Annotated in this window: 22 protein-coding genes; 16 read left to right on the forward strand and 6 right to left on the reverse strand. The window is 74.0% G+C overall.

All coding sequences use genetic code 11. From position 1 onward, the window contains the following. Positions 1-77 precede the first annotated feature (77 nt). Both AC2H4J_RS12390 and AC2H4J_RS12395 read left to right on the forward strand, forming a co-directional pair. Positions 78-1,274 (forward strand): sensor histidine kinase, encoded by a 1,197-nt coding sequence (locus AC2H4J_RS12390; RefSeq protein ID WP_487465181.1) that lies wholly within the window; start codon positions 78-80, stop codon positions 1,272-1,274. Beyond that, a complete protein-coding gene (locus AC2H4J_RS12395) occupies positions 1,271-1,960 on the forward strand; it encodes a winged helix-turn-helix domain-containing protein (protein WP_487465182.1) in 690 nt (229 codons plus the stop codon). Before AC2H4J_RS12390 ends, AC2H4J_RS12395 begins: the two co-directional genes overlap by 4 nt. Before the next feature lie 41 nt (positions 1,961-2,001). Here AC2H4J_RS12395 and AC2H4J_RS12400 read toward each other — a convergent pair whose 3' ends face one another. Further along, a complete protein-coding gene (locus AC2H4J_RS12400) occupies positions 2,002-2,133 on the reverse strand; it encodes a hypothetical protein (RefSeq protein WP_487465183.1) in 132 nt (43 codons plus the stop codon). Positions 2,134-2,216: 83 nt separating this feature from the next. Between AC2H4J_RS12400 and AC2H4J_RS12405 the strand changes: the two genes are divergently transcribed. Continuing rightward, positions 2,217-3,278, forward strand: a complete 1,062-nt coding sequence (locus AC2H4J_RS12405; protein WP_487465184.1) for a helix-turn-helix domain-containing protein — start codon at positions 2,217-2,219, stop codon at positions 3,276-3,278. On the opposite strand, the gene AC2H4J_RS12410 is transcribed toward AC2H4J_RS12405, so the two are convergent. Continuing rightward, on the reverse strand, positions 3,177-3,983 hold the full coding sequence (locus tag AC2H4J_RS12410) for a DUF3109 family protein (RefSeq protein ID WP_487465185.1): 807 nt from the start codon (positions 3,981-3,983) through the stop codon (positions 3,177-3,179). The two genes, AC2H4J_RS12405 and AC2H4J_RS12410, sit on opposite strands and share 102 nt — an antisense overlap. A 42-nt stretch (positions 3,984-4,025) precedes the next feature. On the opposite strand from AC2H4J_RS12410, the gene AC2H4J_RS12415 reads away from it, so the two are divergent. Both AC2H4J_RS12415 and AC2H4J_RS12420 read left to right on the forward strand, forming a co-directional pair. After that, positions 4,026-4,970, forward strand: a complete 945-nt coding sequence (locus AC2H4J_RS12415; protein WP_487465186.1) for a Ppx/GppA phosphatase family protein — start codon at positions 4,026-4,028, stop codon at positions 4,968-4,970. Next, positions 4,970-5,797 carry a hypothetical protein gene (locus tag AC2H4J_RS12420; protein ID WP_487465187.1) on the forward strand — a complete coding sequence of 276 codons (828 nt, stop codon included), beginning with the start codon at positions 4,970-4,972 and terminating at the stop codon, positions 5,795-5,797. Before AC2H4J_RS12415 ends, AC2H4J_RS12420 begins: the two co-directional genes overlap by 1 nt. A gap of 3 nt (positions 5,798-5,800) precedes the next feature. Here the strand turns inward: AC2H4J_RS12420 and AC2H4J_RS12425 are convergent, their stop codons facing one another. Beyond that, complete coding sequence (locus AC2H4J_RS12425; protein WP_487465188.1) at positions 5,801-6,352, reverse strand: type 1 glutamine amidotransferase domain-containing protein; 552 nt, start codon at positions 6,350-6,352, stop codon at positions 5,801-5,803. Between the two features lie 80 nt (positions 6,353-6,432). On the opposite strand from AC2H4J_RS12425, the gene AC2H4J_RS12430 reads away from it, so the two are divergent. The 6 genes from AC2H4J_RS12430 (at position 6,433) to AC2H4J_RS12455 (ending at position 10,846) form a co-directional block, all read left to right on the forward strand. Continuing rightward, on the forward strand, positions 6,433-7,119 hold the full coding sequence (locus tag AC2H4J_RS12430; RefSeq protein WP_487465189.1) for a hypothetical protein: 687 nt from the start codon (positions 6,433-6,435) through the stop codon (positions 7,117-7,119). Next, positions 7,116-7,934 carry a pyrroline-5-carboxylate reductase gene (proC, locus tag AC2H4J_RS12435; protein ID WP_487465190.1) on the forward strand — a complete coding sequence of 273 codons (819 nt, stop codon included), beginning with the start codon at positions 7,116-7,118 and terminating at the stop codon, positions 7,932-7,934. Before AC2H4J_RS12430 ends, proC begins: the two co-directional genes overlap by 4 nt. A 313-nt stretch (positions 7,935-8,247) precedes the next feature. Next, on the forward strand, positions 8,248-8,589 hold the full coding sequence (locus tag AC2H4J_RS12440) for a helix-turn-helix domain-containing protein (RefSeq protein WP_487465191.1): 342 nt from the start codon (positions 8,248-8,250) through the stop codon (positions 8,587-8,589). Positions 8,590-8,729: 140 nt separating this feature from the next. Beyond that, a complete protein-coding gene (locus tag AC2H4J_RS12445) occupies positions 8,730-8,828 on the forward strand; it encodes a 30S ribosomal protein bS22 (RefSeq protein WP_012854759.1) in 99 nt (32 codons plus the stop codon). Between the two features lie 10 nt (positions 8,829-8,838). Continuing rightward, positions 8,839-9,945, forward strand: a complete 1,107-nt coding sequence (locus AC2H4J_RS12450) for an NAD-dependent epimerase/dehydratase family protein (protein WP_487465192.1) — start codon at positions 8,839-8,841, stop codon at positions 9,943-9,945. Continuing rightward, positions 9,938-10,846 (forward strand): lysophospholipid acyltransferase family protein, encoded by a 909-nt coding sequence (locus tag AC2H4J_RS12455; RefSeq protein ID WP_487465193.1) that lies wholly within the window; start codon positions 9,938-9,940, stop codon positions 10,844-10,846. Before AC2H4J_RS12450 ends, AC2H4J_RS12455 begins: the two co-directional genes overlap by 8 nt. 87 nt (positions 10,847-10,933) lie before the next feature. Here AC2H4J_RS12455 and AC2H4J_RS12460 read toward each other — a convergent pair whose 3' ends face one another. The 3 genes from AC2H4J_RS12460 to AC2H4J_RS12470 all read right to left on the reverse strand — a co-directional run bounded on the left by AC2H4J_RS12460 (position 10,934) and on the right by AC2H4J_RS12470 (position 13,870). Next, complete coding sequence (locus AC2H4J_RS12460) at positions 10,934-11,851, reverse strand: HAD family hydrolase (RefSeq protein ID WP_487465194.1); 918 nt, start codon at positions 11,849-11,851, stop codon at positions 10,934-10,936. A 74-nt stretch (positions 11,852-11,925) separates the two neighbouring features. Beyond that, complete coding sequence (locus tag AC2H4J_RS12465; protein ID WP_487465195.1) at positions 11,926-13,077, reverse strand: DUF5667 domain-containing protein; 1,152 nt, start codon at positions 13,075-13,077, stop codon at positions 11,926-11,928. Positions 13,078-13,162: 85 nt separating this feature from the next. Then, positions 13,163-13,870 (reverse strand): sigma-70 family RNA polymerase sigma factor, encoded by a 708-nt coding sequence (locus AC2H4J_RS12470; RefSeq protein ID WP_487465196.1) that lies wholly within the window; start codon positions 13,868-13,870, stop codon positions 13,163-13,165. Positions 13,871-14,085: 215 nt separating this feature from the next. Here AC2H4J_RS12470 and AC2H4J_RS12475 point away from each other — a divergent pair, with 215 nt between their 5' ends. The 5 genes from AC2H4J_RS12475 (at position 14,086) to hemC (ending at position 18,964) form a co-directional block, all read left to right on the forward strand. Then, a complete protein-coding gene (locus tag AC2H4J_RS12475; RefSeq protein ID WP_487465197.1) occupies positions 14,086-15,627 on the forward strand; it encodes an AMP-binding protein in 1,542 nt (513 codons plus the stop codon). Then, positions 15,620-15,874, forward strand: coding sequence for a glutaredoxin family protein (locus AC2H4J_RS12480; RefSeq protein ID WP_487465198.1), 255 nt, complete (start codon positions 15,620-15,622; stop codon positions 15,872-15,874). The genes AC2H4J_RS12475 and AC2H4J_RS12480 overlap by 8 nt, the downstream gene beginning before the upstream one ends. Before the next feature lie 173 nt (positions 15,875-16,047). Further along, positions 16,048-16,701, forward strand: coding sequence for a redox-sensing transcriptional repressor Rex (locus tag AC2H4J_RS12485; protein WP_487465199.1), 654 nt, complete (start codon positions 16,048-16,050; stop codon positions 16,699-16,701). Beyond that, positions 16,698-18,026: a glutamyl-tRNA reductase gene (locus AC2H4J_RS12490; RefSeq protein ID WP_487465200.1), complete on the forward strand. Its 1,329-nt coding sequence runs from the start codon at positions 16,698-16,700 to the stop codon at positions 18,024-18,026. The genes AC2H4J_RS12485 and AC2H4J_RS12490 overlap by 4 nt, the downstream gene beginning before the upstream one ends. Further along, positions 18,023-18,964, forward strand: coding sequence for a hydroxymethylbilane synthase (gene hemC, locus AC2H4J_RS12495; protein ID WP_487465201.1), 942 nt, complete (start codon positions 18,023-18,025; stop codon positions 18,962-18,964). The genes AC2H4J_RS12490 and hemC overlap by 4 nt, the downstream gene beginning before the upstream one ends. Positions 18,965-19,099 lie beyond the last annotated feature (135 nt).

A 19,099-nucleotide genomic window follows, 5' to 3' on the forward strand; every position in this document is an offset into this window, starting at 1 on the left:
GTGAACACTGACCCCTAGCGGTGGTACGACCCCGCGGAACGGCCGGCCGGGCCCGCGCGCCACCTAGCATCGGGACCGTGAGTCCGCTGGTCGCCCTCGTGGTCGGCCTCCTCCTCGGCGGGGTGGTGGCCACCCTGGTCATCCTCCGTATGCGCCCCGCCCCGGTGCTGGACGACGAGACCGTCGTGACCGGGCTGCCCGAGGCGGCGCTGGCCCGGCGGCTGCTCGACCTCATGGACCCGGCCGTGGTGATCATCGACCCGGGTGACGCCGTGCTCCTCGCCAACCCGGCCGCGCGCGCCAGTGGCATCGTGCGCGGCAGCCGGCTGATGGTGCCGGAGCTGCTCGAGCTCGCCGGGACCGTCCGATCCGCGGGCAGCCGCCGGCTGGACGTGCACCTGCCCGGCGACCTCGTGGGCACCGGGCCCCGCCTGATGGGCGTGCACGGGGTGCGGCTGCACAGCGGGACAGTGCCGTCCCCCGGCCCGGTCGCCCTCGTCCTGCAGGACGTCACCGAGACACGGCGTTCCGAGGCCGTGCGCCGCGACTTCGTCGCCAACGTGGGGCACGAGCTGAAGACACCGGTCGGCGCCCTGTCACTGCTCGCCGAGGCGATCGAGCAGGCCGCCGACGATCCCGAGGCGGTGCAGCGGTTCGCCGGGCGGATCGCGCGCGAGGCCGACCGGCTGAGCCGGCTCGTCAGCGAGCTGATCGACCTGTCCCGGCTGCAGGGCGGAGAGCCGCTGCCTGAACTGGCACCGGTGGACGTCGACGGGGTGATCGCCGAGGCGGTCGACCGCACCCGCACCGCGGCTCGCGCCAAGGCTCTCGACATCGCGGTCGGCGGTGAGCACGAGCTCGTCGTCCGCGGGGTCGAGAGCCAGCTGTGCACCGCGGTGACCAACCTGCTCGCGAACGCCGTGGCCTACAGCGAGGGCGAGAGCCGCATCGCGGTGGCCGCCCGTGCCCGTTCGGGGTTCGCCGAGATCACCGTGACCGACAGCGGCATCGGCATCCCGCGGCAGGACCGCCAGCGGGTGTTCGAGCGGTTCTACCGGGTGGACCAGTCCCGGGCGAGCAGCACCGGGGGAACCGGCCTGGGGCTGGCCATCGTCAAGCACGTCGCCAGCAACCACGGCGGGTCCGTGTCGGTCTGGAGCGAAGAAGGCCTCGGCTCCACGTTCACGCTGCGCATCCCGCTGGAGGCGACCGCCCCGGTCGCCGAAGCGTCCGCAGTCGACGCGTCCGCAGAAGCCCCGAAGGGAAACCCATGACCCGTGTGCTGGTGGTGGAGGACGAGGAGTCCTTCTCCGACGCCCTGTCCTACATGCTCGGCAAGGAGGGGTTCGAGGCCGTCGTCGCGGGCACCGGCCCCGACGCGCTCGCGGAGTTCGACCGCGGCGGTGCCGACATCGTCCTGCTCGACCTGATGCTGCCGGGACTGCCCGGCACCGAGGTCTGCCGCGCGCTGCGCAGCCGGAGCAACGTGCCGATCATCATGCTGACCGCGAAGGACGCCGAGATCGACAAGGTCGTGGGCCTGGAGCTGGGCGCCGACGACTACGTGACCAAGCCCTACTCCGCGCGGGAACTGGTCGCCCGTATCCGCGCGGTGCTGCGCCGCCGCGGCGACGCCGCCGAGGCGTCCCCCGACGCCGCCGGGGTGCTCGAGGCCGGACCGATCCGCATGGACGTCGAGCGGCACATCGTGACCGTGGACGGCGAGCCGGCGGCCCTGCCGCTCAAGGAGTTCGACCTGCTCGAGTACCTGCTGCGCAACTCCGGCCGGGTGCTCACCCGCGGTCAGCTGATCGACCGGGTCTGGGGGGCGGATTACGTCGGCGACACCAAGACCCTCGACGTGCACGTCAAGCGGCTGCGGGCCAAGGTCGAGCCGGACCCCGCGAACCCCAAGTATCTGCTCACGGTCCGGGGGCTGGGTTACAAGTTGGAAGCCTGAGTCAGCTCTTCAGCTCGTCGATCTTCTTCGACGCCTCGGCCTCAGGAGCGATCGCACGTCGACGACAGGCCGTGGCCCCGTCCGGAGGCTCGCCGCGAGCCTGCGAGCGGTGAGTAGGACGGGGTCCTTTCCGGGTCCTTCTCCAGCGTCTGGTTCTCCTGCGGTTCGCTCATGTGTTCGATCGTAGGTCGTCATAGCTGGCAACGCCTGTTGGCAGGGATGGCCCGTATGGCAGGTTTTCTGCCATCATGGCCACATGAGCGACCGTCCTCTCGTCGTCAGCCTTGTCGTCACCGACGGGCTCGTCGGGGCCTTCGGGTTGGGGGTCAGCGTCGAGGTCTTCGGCTACGACCGCACGCACATGGGTCTGCCGCGGTTCGACTTCGGCCTGGTGGCCGAGGCGCCGGGCCTGCTGCGCACCGACACCGGCCTCGCCGTCGCCGTCGAGCACGGGCTGGAACGCCTGGCCCGGTCCGACATCATCTCGATCACCGCGTGGGAGCTGTTCGACCGCGTCCCCTCCCCGGCGCTCCTCGACGCGTTCCGGGCGGCGCACGCCCGCGGCGCCACGATCATCAGCCACTGCACCGGCGCGTTCGTGCTCGCCGCCGCAGGGCTGCTCGACGGCAAGCGGGTGACGACGCATTGGAAGTGGGCCGGCGAGCTCGCCGCCCGGTTCCCGGCCGTCGAGGTCGACCCGTCGGTGCTCTACGTGGACAACGGGCAGATCCTCACCGGCGCCGGGACGGCGGCCGGCGTCGACACGCTGCTGCACCTGGTGCGGCGCGAGTGGGGCGCCGCCGCGGCCAATGCCCTGGCTCGCGAGATGGTGGTGCCGCCGCACCGCGACGGCGGTCAGGCCCAGTTCATCGACGCCCCCGTCCCGGCCTGCCAGGACGACCTGCTCGGTGCCGTGCTCGAGTGGGCGGCCGCCCACCTGGCCGAGGACATCACCGTGGAGTCGCTGGCCCGGCGGGCACTGATGAGCCCGCGCAGCTTCGCCCGCCGGTTCAAGGCCACCACGGGTACGACCCCGCACGCCTGGCTGCTCGGCCAACGGCTGGCCGCCGCCGAGGCCCTGCTGGAGGAGAGCGACGCCCCCGTCGAGGAGATCGCCCGGCTCGTCGGGTTCGGCACCGCCGCCGGGCTGCGCGAGCAGTTCGGACGACGCCGCGGTGTCTCGCCGCGCGCCTACCGGCAGACGTTCCGGGCGGGCTCAGCCTCCGGGGCGGCGGCGGTGCAGCTCGACGGGCACCGGGCTGGCGGGGTGCGGCGCGACCAGACCCCGGTCGAGGCGGAGCTCGGTCAGCCGGCGTAGCTCCGCGTAGGCCGCCTCGCCGAGCAGCGCGATCAGCTCCGGCCCGTAGGTCTCCACCAGTGGCTCCGGCGCGACGTGCGCGGCTGGCGAGCCGGTGCACCACCAGTGCAGGTCGTGGCCGCCGGGACCCCAGCCCCGGCGGTCGAACTCGCCGATCGTCGTCACCAGTACGGTCGTGCCGTCCGGTCGTTCCACGTGCTCCTGCTCCCGCCGTACCGGCAGCTGCCAGCAGACGTCGGGCTTGGTCGTCAGCGGGTGCACGCCGGTGCGCAGTGCCATCCGGTGCAGCGCGCAGCCCATGCCGCCGGGGAAGCCGCGGCGGTTGAGGAAGACGCAGGCGCCGTCGACCGTCCGGGTGCGCAGCGAACGCACGCTGGGCTCGGCGTCGTCGGCCGCGTCCTCCTCGGTCCACGCCACACGGCCCTCGGACGCGAGCTGCCAGTCGTCGTCGGTCAGCAGCGCGACGTTGGCGGTGACCCGGGCCAGGTCCTCCTCGTCGGTGAAGAACGCGCCGTGGCTGCAGCAGCCGTCGTCCGGCCGCCCCTCCACGACGCCCGCGCAGCCGCGCCCGTAGATGCAGGTCCAGGCGGAGGTCAGCCAGGTCAGATCGGCACGCACCCGGTGCTCGGGGTCGGCCGGGTCCGCGAACTCCACCCACTCCCGCGCGAAGTCGAGGGGAACCTCGTCGGGCGGGGCATCGGGCACGTGCCCAGCCTATGTCCGGCTCCGCCGGGCAGACTGGCCCCCATGCGGCTCGGAGTTCTGGACGTCGGTTCGAACACCGTCCACCTGCTGGTCGTCGACGCGCACCGCGGGGCGCACCCCACGCCCATGCACGACGACCGCTGGCTGTTGCGCCTCGCCGAGCAGATCGGCGAGGACGGACAGCTGTCCAGGGCGGGGGAGAAGGCGCTGCTGCAGGCCGTGCAGGAGGCGTGTGCCCAAGCGGAGAAGCAGGGCGTCGACGAGCTCCTGGCCCTGGTGACCTCGGCGATCCGGGAGGCCGTCAACGGGCTGGAGGTGATCGACCGGATCCGGGAGAGGACCGGGGTCGCCCTGCAGGTGCTCAGCGGCGAGGACGAGGCGCGGCTGACCTTCCTCGCCGTCCGCCGGTGGTTCGGCTGGAGCGCCGGGAAGCTGCTGGTCCTCGACATCGGCGGCGGCTCGCTGGAGCTGGCCAGCGGCATCGACGAGGACCCGGAGGTCGCCCTGTCCCTGCCCCTGGGCGCCGGGCGGATGACCCGCCGGTTCCTCCCCACGGCGCGCGTCGGTGGCCGGCCCGATCTCGCGGCCCTGGCCGAGCTCGAGAGCCATGCCACCGGGTTGCTGGAGCCCGCGGCGGAGAAGCTGGCGACGGTCGGCCGGCCGAATCTCGTGGCCGCGACCAGCAAGACGTTCCGCACGCTCGCCCGGCTCACCGGCGCCGCCCCCTACTCCGCCGGGCTGCAGGTGCCACGGGAGCTGACCCTCGAGGGGCTGGATCAGCTGGCCGGTTTCGTGGCCCGGATCGAGTCCGCCGCGCTGGCCGAGCTGAGAGGCGTGTCGCCCGACCGCGCGCACCAGGTTCCCGCGGGCGCGGTCGTGGCTGCCACGGCGATGCGCCTCCTGGCCGTACCGTGCGTGCGGATCTGTCCGTGGGCGCTGCGCGAGGGTGTCATCCTGCGCAGGCTGGACTCGTTGGGAGGAGCGTGATGACCGAACCGGACTGGAACCCGGACACGGGAGGACGCTCGCTCGCCGAGATCCTCCGCGAGGCCGGCATCGAGTCGGCGAACCGCGCCGCCCGCCGCCGCACCTGGGACGACCCGGAGGAGACCGGCATCCGCCAGCGGCGGGCCGAGGCGGCCGCCGCCCGCCGGCCCGACCTCGGCCGGCGCCGGAGCGACCGGACCGACGAGGAACCACCCGCCGTCGAGCGCCGGGCGGTCGGGCGCACCGGTACGCCGGATCCGTCGACCGCAGCCATCCCCGGCATGCGCCCCGACCGCAAGCCCGGGGTCCCCGCGTCGACGAGCCATCCCAGCGCGCCCCTCCCCCCGATGCGCGAGCGACGGGCCCCCGAGCCAGACCGTCGTCCGGCAGAGCCCGAGCGCGGCGACCGGCGGCCGGCCCAGGGCGGTGCCGAGCGGCCGGCCCGCCGGGCGCCCGCGGTGGAGCACCACCCCACTACCGGCCCGATACCGGTCGTCCGTGCCGATTCGTTCGACGAGGCCGACGACCTCGACTCGACGCCGCGCGAGAGCGCGCTGGCCTGGCTGCGCTTCGCCGGCGAGCTGCTCATCGCCCTGGCCGCCGGAGTCGGCGTCTACTTCGCGGCGACCCTGCTCTGGGAGAACATCCCGCACGTCGCCGTCCTGCTGGCGCCGCTCGCGGTGACCGCGCTGGTGAGCGGCGTGGGCCTCTGGCGACAGCGCCAGGGCCGCGAGCCGGTCGGCCCGCGGCTGCTCGCGATCCTGGTGTTCGCCGGCACGCTGCTCACGATCGCGCCCGCCGCCGGCCTGCTGGCCGGCGGCGGATAGCGGTCACTCGTCCGATTCGTCGTCCTCGTCCGCCTCGCTGCGCGCGAACTCCTCGACGATCGCCGAACCGAAGGCGTCCAGGTCGTCGGGCTTCCGGCTGGTGATGAGATTGCCGTCGACGACGACCTCCTCGTCGACCCAGTCCGCGCCGGCGTTGCGCAGGTCGGTCTGCAGCGACGGCCACGACGTCATGCGCCGTCCCTTCACGACGTCGGCCTCGACGAGCACCCACGGCGCGTGGCAGATCGCCGCCACCGGCTTCCCGGCGTCGAAGAAGGCCTTCACGAACGCCACCGCATCGGCGTCGGCGCGCACGAAGTCGCCGTTGATGACACCCCCCGGCAGCACGAGCGCCGCGTAGGAGTCGGGGTCCGCCGAGCTGACGACGGCGTCGACCTGCTTGGTGTCACCCTTGTCGATGTGGTCGTAGGCGGTGATCGGCCCGCCGCCCAGAGAGACCAGCTCCGGCTCCGCGCCGGCCTCCTCGAGCACCTGCCACGGCCGGTCCAGCTCGATCTGCTCGACGCCGTCCGTAGCCAGCACGGCCACCTTCATCCCAGTCAGTTCTCCTGCCATGCACCGGCCGCTACCCGGGGCCCGACCAGGGCACACACCGGCGCACTACGGTTTCCGTCGTGCCCGTGCCCAGCTTGGTCAGCCGCACGCTGACCGCTCTGCTCTCCGGCCGGCTGGTGGCCGGGCCCCGGGTCGAGGACGCCGTCCGGGTGGCCGGAGAGCTGGTCAGCGACGGCCGCCGGGTCGCGCTCGAGCACGTGCCGGCCCCGGCGGACGACGCCGCGGCGGAGCTGGCCGCCCTGATCGCGGAGATCCGTGCGGCGGGGCTCGCGGACGAGTGCGAGGTGACGCTGCCCCCCGAGCAGCTCGGCCTCGCCCCCGTCGCCGCCGCGGCAGGACTGGCGGTCGCGACGCCCGGCGACCTGGCCGGCGCGACGACGATCGTGCGCGCGCACGACGCGGACGCCGAAGCCCGCTGCCGCGCCCTCGCCTCGCACCGCGTGCGGCTGACCGAGGGGCCGGGGAGCGCCGCCGACCTCGCGTTCGTCCGCTGCCTGAACGTCCTGATGGCCGGCGAGGGTCGGCCCGAGATCGCCGCCTCCGACAAGCGGCTGATCGCGATCACCGGAGAACGGGCGGCCTGGAACGGCCGGACCCCCGACAGCTGGGAGCACGTCATGCCCTACGGAGTCCTGACCGACGAGCAGCACCGGCTGGTGGCCGGCGGCTACGTCGTCCGCGTCGCCGTCCCCTCGGGGGCCGGCGCCGCGGCGTCGCTGATCCGGTCCTTCGGTGGCCGCGCGTGACCGCCGACGGGCGCCGCGGGCTGGCCATCATCGGCGGCGGGAAGATCGGCGAGGCCCTGCTGTCCGGGCTGGTCCGCCGCGGCGGGCCGGACGGCCTGATCGTCTGCGAGCGCAGTCCCGAGCGGGCGGCGGTGCTCGCCGGGCGCTACGGCGTGCCCGCCCTCGACCTCGCCGATGCCGCGGCGCGGGCGCGGGTCCTGCTCCTGGCCGTCAAGCCGCAGGACATCGACAGCCTGCTCCGCCTGCTCTCCGGCGTGGTCGACCAGGGACACCTGGTCGTCTCCGTCGCCGCGGGCGTTCCGACGGCGCGGATCGAGGCGGCCCTGCCCGAGGGAGTGCCCGTCGTCCGCGTCATGCCGAACACCCCGGCGCTGGTCGACGAGGGGATGAGCGTGGTGTCGGCCGGCGCCCACGCGGGGGAGGAGCACCTGGACGAGGCCGAGGCCCTGCTCGCGGCGGTGGGCGAGGTGCGGCGCGTGCCGGAGGCCCAGCAGGACGCCGTGACGGCGCTGTCGGGCAGCGGGCCGGCCTACTTCTTCTACCTGGTCGAGGCCATGGTCGACGCGGGCATCCTGCTCGGCCTGCCCCGCACGCTGGCCGCCGACCTGGTGGTGCAGACGGCGCTCGGCGCCGCCGTGATGATGCGGGACTCGGGGGAGCACCCCGTGCAGCTGCGTGAGGCGGTCTCCAGCCCCGGGGGGACGACGGTGGCGGCCATCCGCGAGCTGGAGCGGCACGGCGTCCGGGCCGCGCTCATGGCCGCGATCGAGGCCGCGCACGCCCGCTCGGTGGAACTCGGCCGGGACGCGAACTGACGGTCCTGGGGTCCAGGGGGCCGGTGCGGCTGCCCGGACCGGTGGGAGCAGAGCGGCGCACCGTAGACCACATGTCGACTCGACGCCACCACTGTCCGTCATCGCGTCGTGACGGCGTTGCGAAACGCGCCGCAGAACAGACTTCCTGTGTTGCATACGTGTAGTTCTGCCGAGGACGGACCGGTCCGCCTGTTCGATTCAACCATCGCTCCTGTCGCGCCCGTCCCATTACTCTCGGTGGCAGCACATGCGTGTTCAGTTGCCGGTGGGGAAGCCGGCGCCACGACATGAGCTAGGTACCGGAGACGAAGACATGACCATGCCCCAGCGCTCTGCAGCCCCCGCCCTCGGTCGTCCGGGTGTGCCCGGCCCCCGTCCGGTCGGCCGCCCGATGGCCGCCACGATGGCCCGCCCCGTGCCCGCTGCGCACCCCGCCGCCATGCCCGTCGGCCGCCCGGCCGTCCCGCAGCCGCGTCAGGCCGTCACCTTCCTGACGGTGGCCGAGGTCGCCGCGATGATGCGCGTCTCCAAGATGACCGTGTACCGCCTCGTGCACGCCGGCGAGCTCTCCGCCGTCCGCGTCGGCCGGTCCTTCCGCGTCCCGGAGCGGGCCGTCCAGGACTACCTGCGCGACGCGTACACCGACATCGCCTGAAAAACGTCTGTCGTCTTCGGTCCGCCCGCGGCAACGGCGCCGCGGGGCGGCCGGTACGCTCGGACGCCGGGTGACTCCGGGGCAGGTCCTCGGGGGTCACGTTCGAGCTGATCACATCAAGACGACGTCGGGAGCACCACGTGGGTTCGGTCATCAAGAAGCGGCGCAAGCGGATGGCGAAGAAGAAGCACCGCAAGCTGCTGAAGAAGACGCGCGTTCAGCGTCGCAACAAGAAGTGAGCTGACGCTCGTGCCGCCTGCGGTCGTTCTCGTCACCGGCGTGAGCCGGTGGCTCGGGGGTGCCCTGGCGGCCGAGCTCGCGGCCGATCCCGCGATCGAGCGGGTCATCGGCGTGGACACCGTCCCGCCCTCGCAGGACATGCTCCGCCGGCTCGGTCGCACCGAGTTCGTGCGGGCGGACATCCGCAACCCGCTGATCGGCAAGGTGATCGCGTCGGCCTCGGTCGACACGGTCGTGCACATGAACATCAGCTCGACGCCCGCCGGCTCCGGTGGGCGCGTGCCGATGAAGGAACTCAACGTCATCGGCACCATGCAGCTCCTGGCCGCGTGCCAGCGGGCACCCATGGTGCGCCGGTTCGTGCTGAAGTCGACGACGGCGGTCTACGGGGCCTCCTCCCGCGACCCCGCCGTCTTCACCGAGAAGATGCAGGCCCGCAGCGTCCCCTCGGGCGGCTTCGCCAAGGACAGCCTCGACATCGAGGGCTACGTGCGGGCGTTCGCACGGCGTCGTCCCGACGTCGGCGTGGCCTCGCTGCGGTTCACGAACTTCATCGGCCCCCGGATCGACTCGGTGCTCACCAGTTTCTTCCGGATGCCGGTCGTGCCGACCGCGCTCGGCTACGACGCCCGGGTGCAGCTCCTGCACGAGGACGACGCGCTGGCGGTCCTCACGCGCGCGACCACCGGCGACTTCGTGGGCACGGTGAACGTCGGCGGGGAGGGCACACTCCTGCTGTCGCAGACCATCCGCCGCCTCGGCCGGGTCGAGCTGCCCATCCCGACTCCGGCCCTCGGCTCGGTGGGGCGGCTGTCCCGGCGGTTCGGGTTCGTCGACTACTCACCCGAGCAGATGCGCTTCCTCAACTTCGGCCGCGTCGTGGACACGACCGTGCTGCGCGAGGAGTTCGGCTACACCCCCCGCTACACGACGGAGGCCGCGTTGGCCGACTACGCGCGCACGGTGCCCCCGGTGGTCTCGCCGTCCCTGGTGGAGTCGGCGGCGGCCGGCGTCCGCTCGACCATCGCCCGGGCCGGCGACACGGCCACGGCGGTGGGGCGGCGGTTCCGGCCGGCGCCACCGGCCCCCGGACTCCGGGCGGTGCGCGATGCCTGAGGCCCGCGTGATCCCGCTGCGTCCCGACGAGGACGAGCCCTACGTCCCGCCCGCACCCACGCCGGGCTGGGAGGACCAGCTCGCCGAGATCGTCGAGTTCCTGCGCCGCCGGGTCAGCGGCGAGTACGAGACCGACGAGTTCGGATTCGACCCCGACCTGGCCGACCACGTCCTGCTGCCCATCCTGCGACCGCTGTTCCAGAAATGGTTCCGGGTCGAGACGAGCGGGATGGAGAACGTCCCCGACACCGGCGGCGCCCTCGTGGTCGCCAACCATTCGGGCACGATCCCCGTCGACGCGATGATGACCACCGTCGCGCTGCACGACGACCACCCGGCGCAGCGCCGGTTGCGGTTGCTGGGTGCCGATCTGGTGTTCGACCTGCCGCTGATCGGGTCGATGTCGCGGAAGATGGGCTCGACGCTGGCCTGCAACGAGGACGCCGAGCGGCTGCTCACCGACGGCGAGATCGTGGGCGTCTTCCCCGAGGGCTTCAAGGGCATCGGCAAGCCGTTCCGCGAGCGGTACACGCTGCAGCGGTTCGGTCGCGGCGGTTTCGTCACGGCGGCTCTGCGCACCGGCGTCCCGATCATCCCGTGCGCGATCGTGGGCGCCGAGGAGATCTACCCGATGATCGGCAACGCGAAGACGGCGGCCCGGCTCCTGGGGTTGCCCTACCTGCCGATCACGCCGACGTTCCCGCTGCTGGGCCCGCTGGGTCTGGTCCCGCTGCCGTCGAAGTGGCTGATCGCGTTCGGTGAGCCGATCGAGACCGCGTCCTACGGCCCCGGTGCCGCCGAGGACCCGATGCTGGTCTTCAACCTCACCGACCAGGTGCGCGAGACCATCCAGCAGTCGCTGTACCAGCTGCTCCTGCAGCGCAAGAGCGTCTTCGGCTGAGCCCCGCGCCCACCCCGAGCGTGTGCGCCAGAGCCCTCTTCCCAGCGATGGAACGGGACGTCGGCGCACACACTCCGGCTCGCGGCCCTACCAGGGGAGCTTGTCGCGCCTCCGGAGGGCGACCGCTCCGCCGACGACGCCGCCGGCCAGCGCAGCGGCGGCGACCGTCGGGATGCCGATCTTCGCCGCCTTGCGGCCGGTCCGGAAATCCCGGACGGCCCAGCCTCGCGACCGGGCGATCGCGCGCAGCTCCGTGTCGGGGTTGACCGCGACGGCCGTGCCGGTCAGCGACAGCATCGGCAGGTCGTTCGCCGAGTCGCTGTAGGCGGTGCACCGCGAGAGGTCGAGGCCCTCCCGCTCGGCCAGCGCCAGGACGGCCTCGGCCTTCGCCGGACCGTGCATCAGCTCGCCGACCAGACGCCCTGTGTACTTCCCGTCGACCACCTCGGCGACCGTGCCGAGGGCGCCGGTGAGGCCCAGGCGGTGCGCGATGATCGACGCCAGCTCGACCGGCGTCGCCGTCACCAGCCACACCCGCTGGCCCGCGTCGAGGTGCTGCTGCGCCAGCTGCCGGGTGCCCGACCAGATCCGGTCGGCCATCAGCTCGTCGTAGATCTCCTCGCTGGCCGCCACGATCTCCGCGACCGGCCGCCCGGCCACGAAGGCGAGAGCGTTCTCGCGGATCGCGTGCACGTCGTCCGCGCTGCCCTCGTTCCCGGCGATGCGGAACTTGGCCTGCTGCCAGACGAACCCGAGCATGTCGCGCGTCGTGAAGTACTTCCTGGCGGCCAGGCCACGGGCGAACCAGAAGAGCGATGCGCCCATCATCATCGTGTTGTCGACGTCGAAGAACGCGGCAGCGGTGCGGTCGGGCGCGACGGCCGCAGGCGCCTCCACGTCGGCGGCGGCCGCCGAGGCGGCACCGGCGACGTGCGCCCGCGTCTCCTCGTCCGCCGGGCCCGTGGAACGTGCGGAGCGGCGGCCGGCCAACGGCACTCGCGGCACGGGACCTCCCTGCGATCGACTGACTGCGACCCTATCGGTGTCGGGCGAGGGGCTCTCCGCCCGTGGGTCGGGTCTCAGCAGCCGAGGAGGGGCAGGCAGACGCCCGGAGTGCCGGTCGCCGGCACATCGAGGAGGGGCGCGGTCGGCGCGCCCGGGAGCGGGAGCTGCGGCACGCTCAGGGACGTCGGCAGGCCGGGGATCGTCGGCAGGGTGCCCGGGACCGTCGGGCGTGCGGGGACCGTCGGGACGCCGGGAACCGGCACGCCGCCTCCGCCCGTGCCACCGCTGCCCGGCGCCCCGCTCGGCGTGGGGACCGCACCGGTCGACGGCACCGTCCCGGGAGTCGAACCGGGGGCGGGGAGACCCCCGTCGGTCGGTGCGCCCGGGCTCTGCGGGGCCGCCGGCACGCACGGGCCCGGGGTCGGCCCCAGCGCGTCGGACCCGCCGACCGCGGGACCCGAGGAGCAGGTCAGCGCGCCCTGGAGGGCGCCGGCCCGCGTCGAGACCTCGGACAGCAGGGTCAGCGAGTGCGACACGGCTGCCCCTGCGGCGTCCGGCAACTGGGGTGCCAGGGCGGTGAGGCCCTTGGTCTGGCCGGCCACCCACACCGACAACTCGTCCAGGGGCTTCTCGTTCGCAGAGGTGACGGCCCGGTCGGTGAGCCAGGCGGTGCCCTCGGTGGTCTGGTCGTCCATCGTCTCCAGCGTGGAGATCACCAGCTCGGGATCGGCGCCGGCCGCGAGCACCGGACCGCCGGAGCCGTCGCTGCCACCGGCCACGGGCAGCGCGTTCGGCGCGTCCACCAGTTCCTGCAGCTCCTCGAGCCGCGTGCTGGCGAAGCCGAGCAGCGTGGTGCCCCGCGCGTCGCCCGCCAGCGCGAGCTGGGTCTGCTCGGTGCCGCGCTTGAGCCCGTAGAGGACGTCACCGGGGCGCGCGCTGTCGGCCAGCGCGACCAGCGACGCCGCGGCGGTGACGGTCAGCGCCGCACCGGCGAGGCCCGCGGTCAGCCGCGTGCGCCAGCGGGGCCGGGCCGTCGGCTCCGGACGCGCGGCCAGGAGCCGCTTCAGGCCGGAGACCGGCTCGGGCTCGGGCGACCGGACGGCGGCCATCGCGACCAGCCGTGCACGCGTGGCCGCCCGGAAGTCCGGGTCGGGCTCGCCGTCGAGCTGCGGGGCGAGGGCGTGCAGACGCGCGACGACCATCTCCTCACGGTCGCGCACGCTCATCTCGATCCCCCCGCCATCGTTGCTGACACCCGCTCCAACGAGGAGGCACCGTATTCGGTTACGCACCCGACGATCGGCGTTTTTCTCATCGCAGACCGTCCGGGAGCAGACCGGCCAGGCGACGGACCGCGCGGTGCTGCAGCGCCTTGATCGCGCCGTCCTTCTTGCCCATGATCTCCGCGGTCTCCGACACCGACAGACCGTGGATGAACCGCAGCACGATGCACTCCTGCTGCTCGCTCCCGAGCTGCTGGACGCACGCCAGGAGCTCGCGGTTGGTCAGGTGCGTGACCACCGCGTCCTCCGGGCCGTCGGTGGCCCGGTCGGCGTCCCGCATGTCCGCCGTCGCGACCTCCAGCCGGTACCGGCTGCTCTTCACGTGGTCGCGGATGATGTTGCGCGCGATCGTCACGAGCCAGGCGCCCACGTCGCGCCCCTGGAACGAGAGCGAGTCGATCCGGCGCAGGGCACGCACGAAGGTCTCGCTCGTGACGTCCTCGGCCGTCGCCCGGTCGCCCACCCGGTGGTAGACGTAGCGGTGGACCATCGTGACGTAGTGGTCGTAGAGCTCCCCGAACGCCTCCGCGTCGCCGTTCTGGGCACGGTGCACCAGCGCCCAGACGTCGACGCCCTGCGGCGCCGGGATCGACTCGACGTGGACGTCGTCCGGCTCCTCCACCGCTGTTGCCGTGGTCAGCGCCTCCGCGCTGGACCGCGGCACGGGCGTCGGCCGGCGGCTGGTCTCCGGAGGGGCCGGCTCGGCCGCACGCTCCGCGTCCAGGGGGTGCGGCATGCGGGCGATCGACCTCCTCTACGGCCCGCCGAAACTGGACCACGTGTCTCCGGCGCGCCCGCCGGAGGGCGGCCGTGTGCGCTGCGGGGCTGCCCCCATGGTGACAACATCGCTCCAGCCGGTCCACGTCAGCCTGCACGAAGAACGGCGATCCTGCAGGCTGACGGGCCCCTGACGTGCACGATCGGCGGAGCCCCACCGGAGGAGAGGAACCAGTGAGCGAGACAGGTGCGTCCCTGGCGGCACTGGTGCGCGCGGCCGCGCGGCGGAGCCCGGACGCGCCCGCGGTGGTCGCCGGTGATCAGCGACTGACCTGGGCGGAGCTCGACGCGGCCGTCGACCGCACGGCGGCCGGGTACGCGGCCTTCGATCTCCAGCCGGGCGACCGCGTCGCCGTCCAGCTGCCCAACGGGCTGCTCTGGCTCCGTGCGGCCCTGGGTGCGCTGCGGGCCGGGCTCGTGGTGGTGCCGGTCAACACCGCCTACACCGACCCCGAGCTGGAGTACGTCCTCGGCGACTCGGGGGCCTCGCTGCTGGTCGCCGCGGGCGAGCGCAGCCCGGTCGCCGGCGTGCGGATCTGTCCCGGTCCGCCGGACGCCGACGGGGCGCCGCCGGACGTCGCGGAGGACCCGGCCGCCCCGGCGTTCCTCGCCTACACCAGCGGGACGACGGGCCGCCCGCGCGGCGCGATCCTCACCTCGGCCGCGCTGCGGGCCAACCAGGAGCAGTGCCTGGCCATGGAGCCACCGGTCGTGCGCTCCGACGACCGGGTCCTGCTGGTGCTGCCGCTGTTCCACGTGTACGGCCTCAACGCGGGCTTCGGGCTCGTGGCCGCCACCGGGGCGTGCGCCGTGCTGGAGGAGACCTTCGACCCCCGCGTCTCGCTCGCCCTGATGGCCGACGAGCAGGTCACCGCAGTTCCCGGCGCACCGCCGATGTACCAGGCGTGGCTCGCCGCCGCCGACGCGGCGGGCAGTGACGCCGACCTGCGTCGCGCGTTCGCCGCGATGCGGATGGCCTCCTCCGGGGCCGCCCCGCTGCCGGAGGAGATCTGGACGGCGATGCGCGAACGGGCCGCCGTCACGGTGTGGGAGGGCTACGGCCTCACCGAGGCGTCCCCCGTCGTCGCCAGCACGCTGGCCACCGGCCGGGCCAAGCCGAACTGCATCGGCGGCCCGGTGCCCGGCGTCGAGCTGGAGCTGCGCGACACCGCCACGTCCGAGCACGGCGACGAGGAGCCCGGCGACGAGGACCACCTCGAGGGTCCCGGCGAGATCTGGCTGCGCGGCCCGAACCTGTTCTCCGGTTACTGGCCCGACGGCGCCGACGGGCCGGGCGAGGACGGCTGGCTGGGCACCGGCGACCTGGCCTACCGGGACGCCGACGGTGACCTGCACCTGGTCGACCGCCGCAGCGACCTGATCCTGGTCAGCGGCTTCAACGTGTACCCCGCCGAGGTCGAGCGGGTCCTCGACGCGCACCCCGCAGTCACCGAGAGCGCGGTGATCGGCGTCCCGGACCCGCGGACGGGTGCCGCCGTCCGCGCGGTCGTCGTCCTGGTGCCGGGGGAGAAGCTGACCTTCGAGGAGCTCCGGGACTACGCGGCGGAGTCCCTGGCCCGGTACAAGGTGCCGACGTCGGTGCACTTCCTGCCTGCGCTCCCGCACTCGCTGACCGGGAAGGTCAGCCGTGCGCGCCTGCGGGAGCTCGGGCTGACCGGGTCCGACGCCGAGGAGCCGGTGGTGGCCGGTGGTTGAGGAGCGGGCCCGCCTGGTGCTGCTCACCCGGGCGGGCTGTCATCTGTGCGAGACCGCCGCGGAGACCCTGACCCGGATAGCGGGCGAGGCCGGCCTGGTGCCGGAGGCCGTGGACGTCGACACCGACCCTGGGCTGCAGGCCGAGTACGGCGACCGCGTGCCCGTCGTCCTGCTCGACGGGCGCGAGCACAGCTACTTCACCGTCGACGTCGACCGGCTCCGGAGGGACCTCCGGAGCGTCGGCTAAGGTGTCGTCCACCACAGCGCCACCCGTTCGGGCCGGTCAGCGGCTCGGCCGCGGGCCAGCGACTTTGTTCCTGCGTTCACAAGCGGTTACCGTGGCTGACGCGGGTCGTTGCAATGCCCGCGTCCCTAGTCCCGTGTCCTGACGTTCTCGGGCGCGACCGCTGTGGAGAGCCCGTGATCCAGCCGCGGCCCCGGACCATCCCGGAGGCCACCGTCGCACGCCTGGCCGTGTACCTCCGGGTGCTGTCGGCTCTTGCCGACGGTGGCCGGAGCACCGTCTCATCCGGCGAGCTGGCGACGGCGGCCGGGGTCAACCCGGCCGGGCTGCGCAAGGACCTCTCGCATCTGGGCCCCTGCGGCGTGCGGGGCGTCGGCTACGAGGTGGCGACCCTGCGGGACCGCATCTCCGGTGTCCTCGGTGTCGAGCGGTCGCGGGCCTGCGTGCTCGTGGGCATCGGCAACCTCGGTTCGGCGCTCGCCGACTACGCGGGGTTCGGCTCCCGGGGTTTCGAGTTCGTCGGCCTCTTCGACGCGTCACCGGCGCGGATCGGCCAGCGGATCGGCGGGCTTCCCGTGCGCCCCATGGACGACCTGGACGAGGTCGTGGCCGCGACCCAGGCCTCCATCGGGGTCATCACGACGCCGGCCGAGGTGGCCCAGTCGGTCTGCGACCGGCTGGCCGCGGCCGGCGTGCGCAGCGTCCTGAACTTCGCCCCGGTGACGCTGGCCGCACCGGAGGGGGTCGACGTCCGCAAGGTCGACCTCTCCGTCGAGCTGCAGGTCCTGGCCTTCGTCGGGCAGCAGAAGCTGGTCGGTGAGAGCGCATGAGCCTCCTGGCCGTGGGGATCTCCCACCAGACCGCACCGGTGGCGCTGCTGGAGCAGTTCGCCATGGACGCCGACGACCGGGTCAAGGCGCTGCACGAGCTGGTCGCGAGCGATCACGTGAGCGAGGCCCTCGTCCTGGCCACGTGCAACCGGATCGAGGTCTTCGCCGACGTCGAGCGGTTCCACGGCGGCGTGGCCGACGTCAGCCGGGTGCTGGCCCGGCAGGCGGGCGCCACGGTCGAGGAGCTGTCGCCCTACGTCACCGTCCACTACGAGGACCAGGCCGTCTCCCACCTGTTCACCGTTGCCTCGGGCCTGGACTCGATGGTGGTGGGCGAGACCCAGGTGCTGGGCCAGCTGCGCGCCGCCTACGCCCTGGCCCGGGAAGAGGGCACCGTGGGACGCGCGCTGCACCCGGTCGCCCAGCGGGCCCTGCGGGTGGGTAAGCGGGTGCACACCGACACCGGCATCGACCGGGCGGGGGCCTCGCTGGTCTCGGTCGCGCTGGACCGCGCCGAGCACCGCATCGGCAGCCTGCAGGACCGGCCGGTGCTCGTCGTCGGCGCCGGGTCGATGGGCGCCCTCGCGGCCACGACCCTGGCCCGCCGCGGCGCCGCCGTCGTCGTCAGCAGTCGCACCGACGCCACGGCCGCGCGGCTCGCCGAGAGCGTGGGCGGGCGCTCCGCCGCGCTCGCCGAGCTGCCGGCCGAGCTCGCCGCCGCCGACGTGCTCGTGACCTGCACGGGCTCGACGGGCCTCGTCGTGCACACGGACGTCGTCGCCGAGGCCATGGCCGCGCGCGACGGCCGCGCGCTCGCGGTGGTCGACCTCGCGCTGCCCCGGGACGTCGACCCGGGGGTCGCCGCACTTCCGGGCGTGCACGTCGTCGACCTCGCGCTGCTGCAGGGGCAGCGCGGGGAGCAGTCGGTCGCGGCCGACGACATCACCGCGGCGCGCGCCGTGGTCGCGGCCGAGACCGCGCTGCTGCGGGCCGAGCGGCAGGCGGCCGCGGTCGCCCCGACCGTCTCCGCGCTGCGCAGCCAGGCCGCCGGGGTCGTGGACGCCGAACTGCTGCGGCTGTCCAGCCGGCTGCCCGACCTGGACACGCGGGCGCGCGCCGAGATCGCCCGCACCGTGCGCCGCGTGGTCGACAAGCTGCTGCACGAGCCGACGGTGCGTGTGAAGGAACTGGCCGCCGTACCCGGCGACACGGACTACGCGGGCGCGCTCCGCGCGCTGTTCGGCCTCGGCCTCGACGCCCCGGTCGAGGAACTGGCCGAGGCGGTCACCGTCGACCCCGCCCTGCATGCGGGGGAGGCCTCGTGACCGCCGCCGCCAGGACGGCGACCCTGCGGCTGGGCACCCGCGCCAGCGAGCTCGCGCACACCCAGTCGCAGACCGTCGCCGACGCCATCACCGCCGCCACCGGGACGCCGGTGGAGCTCGTGCACATCGTCACCGAGGGCGACCGCTCGGCGGCGGCCATCGCGCAGCTCGGCGGCACCGGCGTGTTCGTCGCGGCGATCCGCCGGGCGCTGCTCGAGGGCAGCGTCGATCTCGCGGTGCACAGCTACAAGGACCTGCCGACGTCCGCCGAACCGGGACTGATCATCGCCGCGGTGCCCGGCCGGCAGGACCCCCGCGATGCGCTCGTGGCCCGTGACGGACTCACCCTCGGCGAGCTGCCGCCCGGCTCGAAGGTCGGGACCGGCGCCCCGCGGCGGGTCGCGCAGCTGCGGGCGCTCGGTCTCGGCCTGGACGTCGTCCCGATCCGGGGCAACGTCGACACCCGCATGGGCCGCGTCGCCGAGGGCGACCTGGACGCCGTGGTGCTCGCCCGCGCAGGCCTGGCCCGGCTCGGCCGGCTGGACGCCATCAGCGAGACGCTCGACCCGCTGCAGGTGCTGCCCGCCCCCGCGCAGGGTGCGCTCGCCGTCGAGTGCCGCACCAGCGACGCGCGCACCCGCGAGCTGCTCGGCCGGTTGGAGGACCCGCTGGCCCGGGCGTGCGTCACCGCCGAGCGCGCGACGCTGGCCACCCTCGAGGCGGGTTGCAGTGCGCCGGTGGCCGCCTACGCGGAGGTTGCCGAGGGCGAGTCGGGCCCCGAGCTGTTCCTCCGCGCGTCCGTCACCGCGATCGACGGCAGCGACGCCGTCCGCGGCTCGGTCTCCGGACCGCTGCCGCAGGCCGCCGCGCTCGGGCGCGCCCTGGCGACCGAACTCCTCGACCGCGGTGCGGCCGAGCTCATGGCGGTCAGCAGGTGATCGAGCTTGCGAGAGCACCCAGCGAACACAGCACCGCCGGGCAGGTGCCCGGCGAGCGCCAGCGAGGCGGGCACATGACCGCCTCCCCCCAGACCCCCGCAATGACGGCCCTCCGGGCCAGGATCAGGAGCACGC

This window comes from Blastococcus sp. OS1-29 (assembly GCF_057628075.1).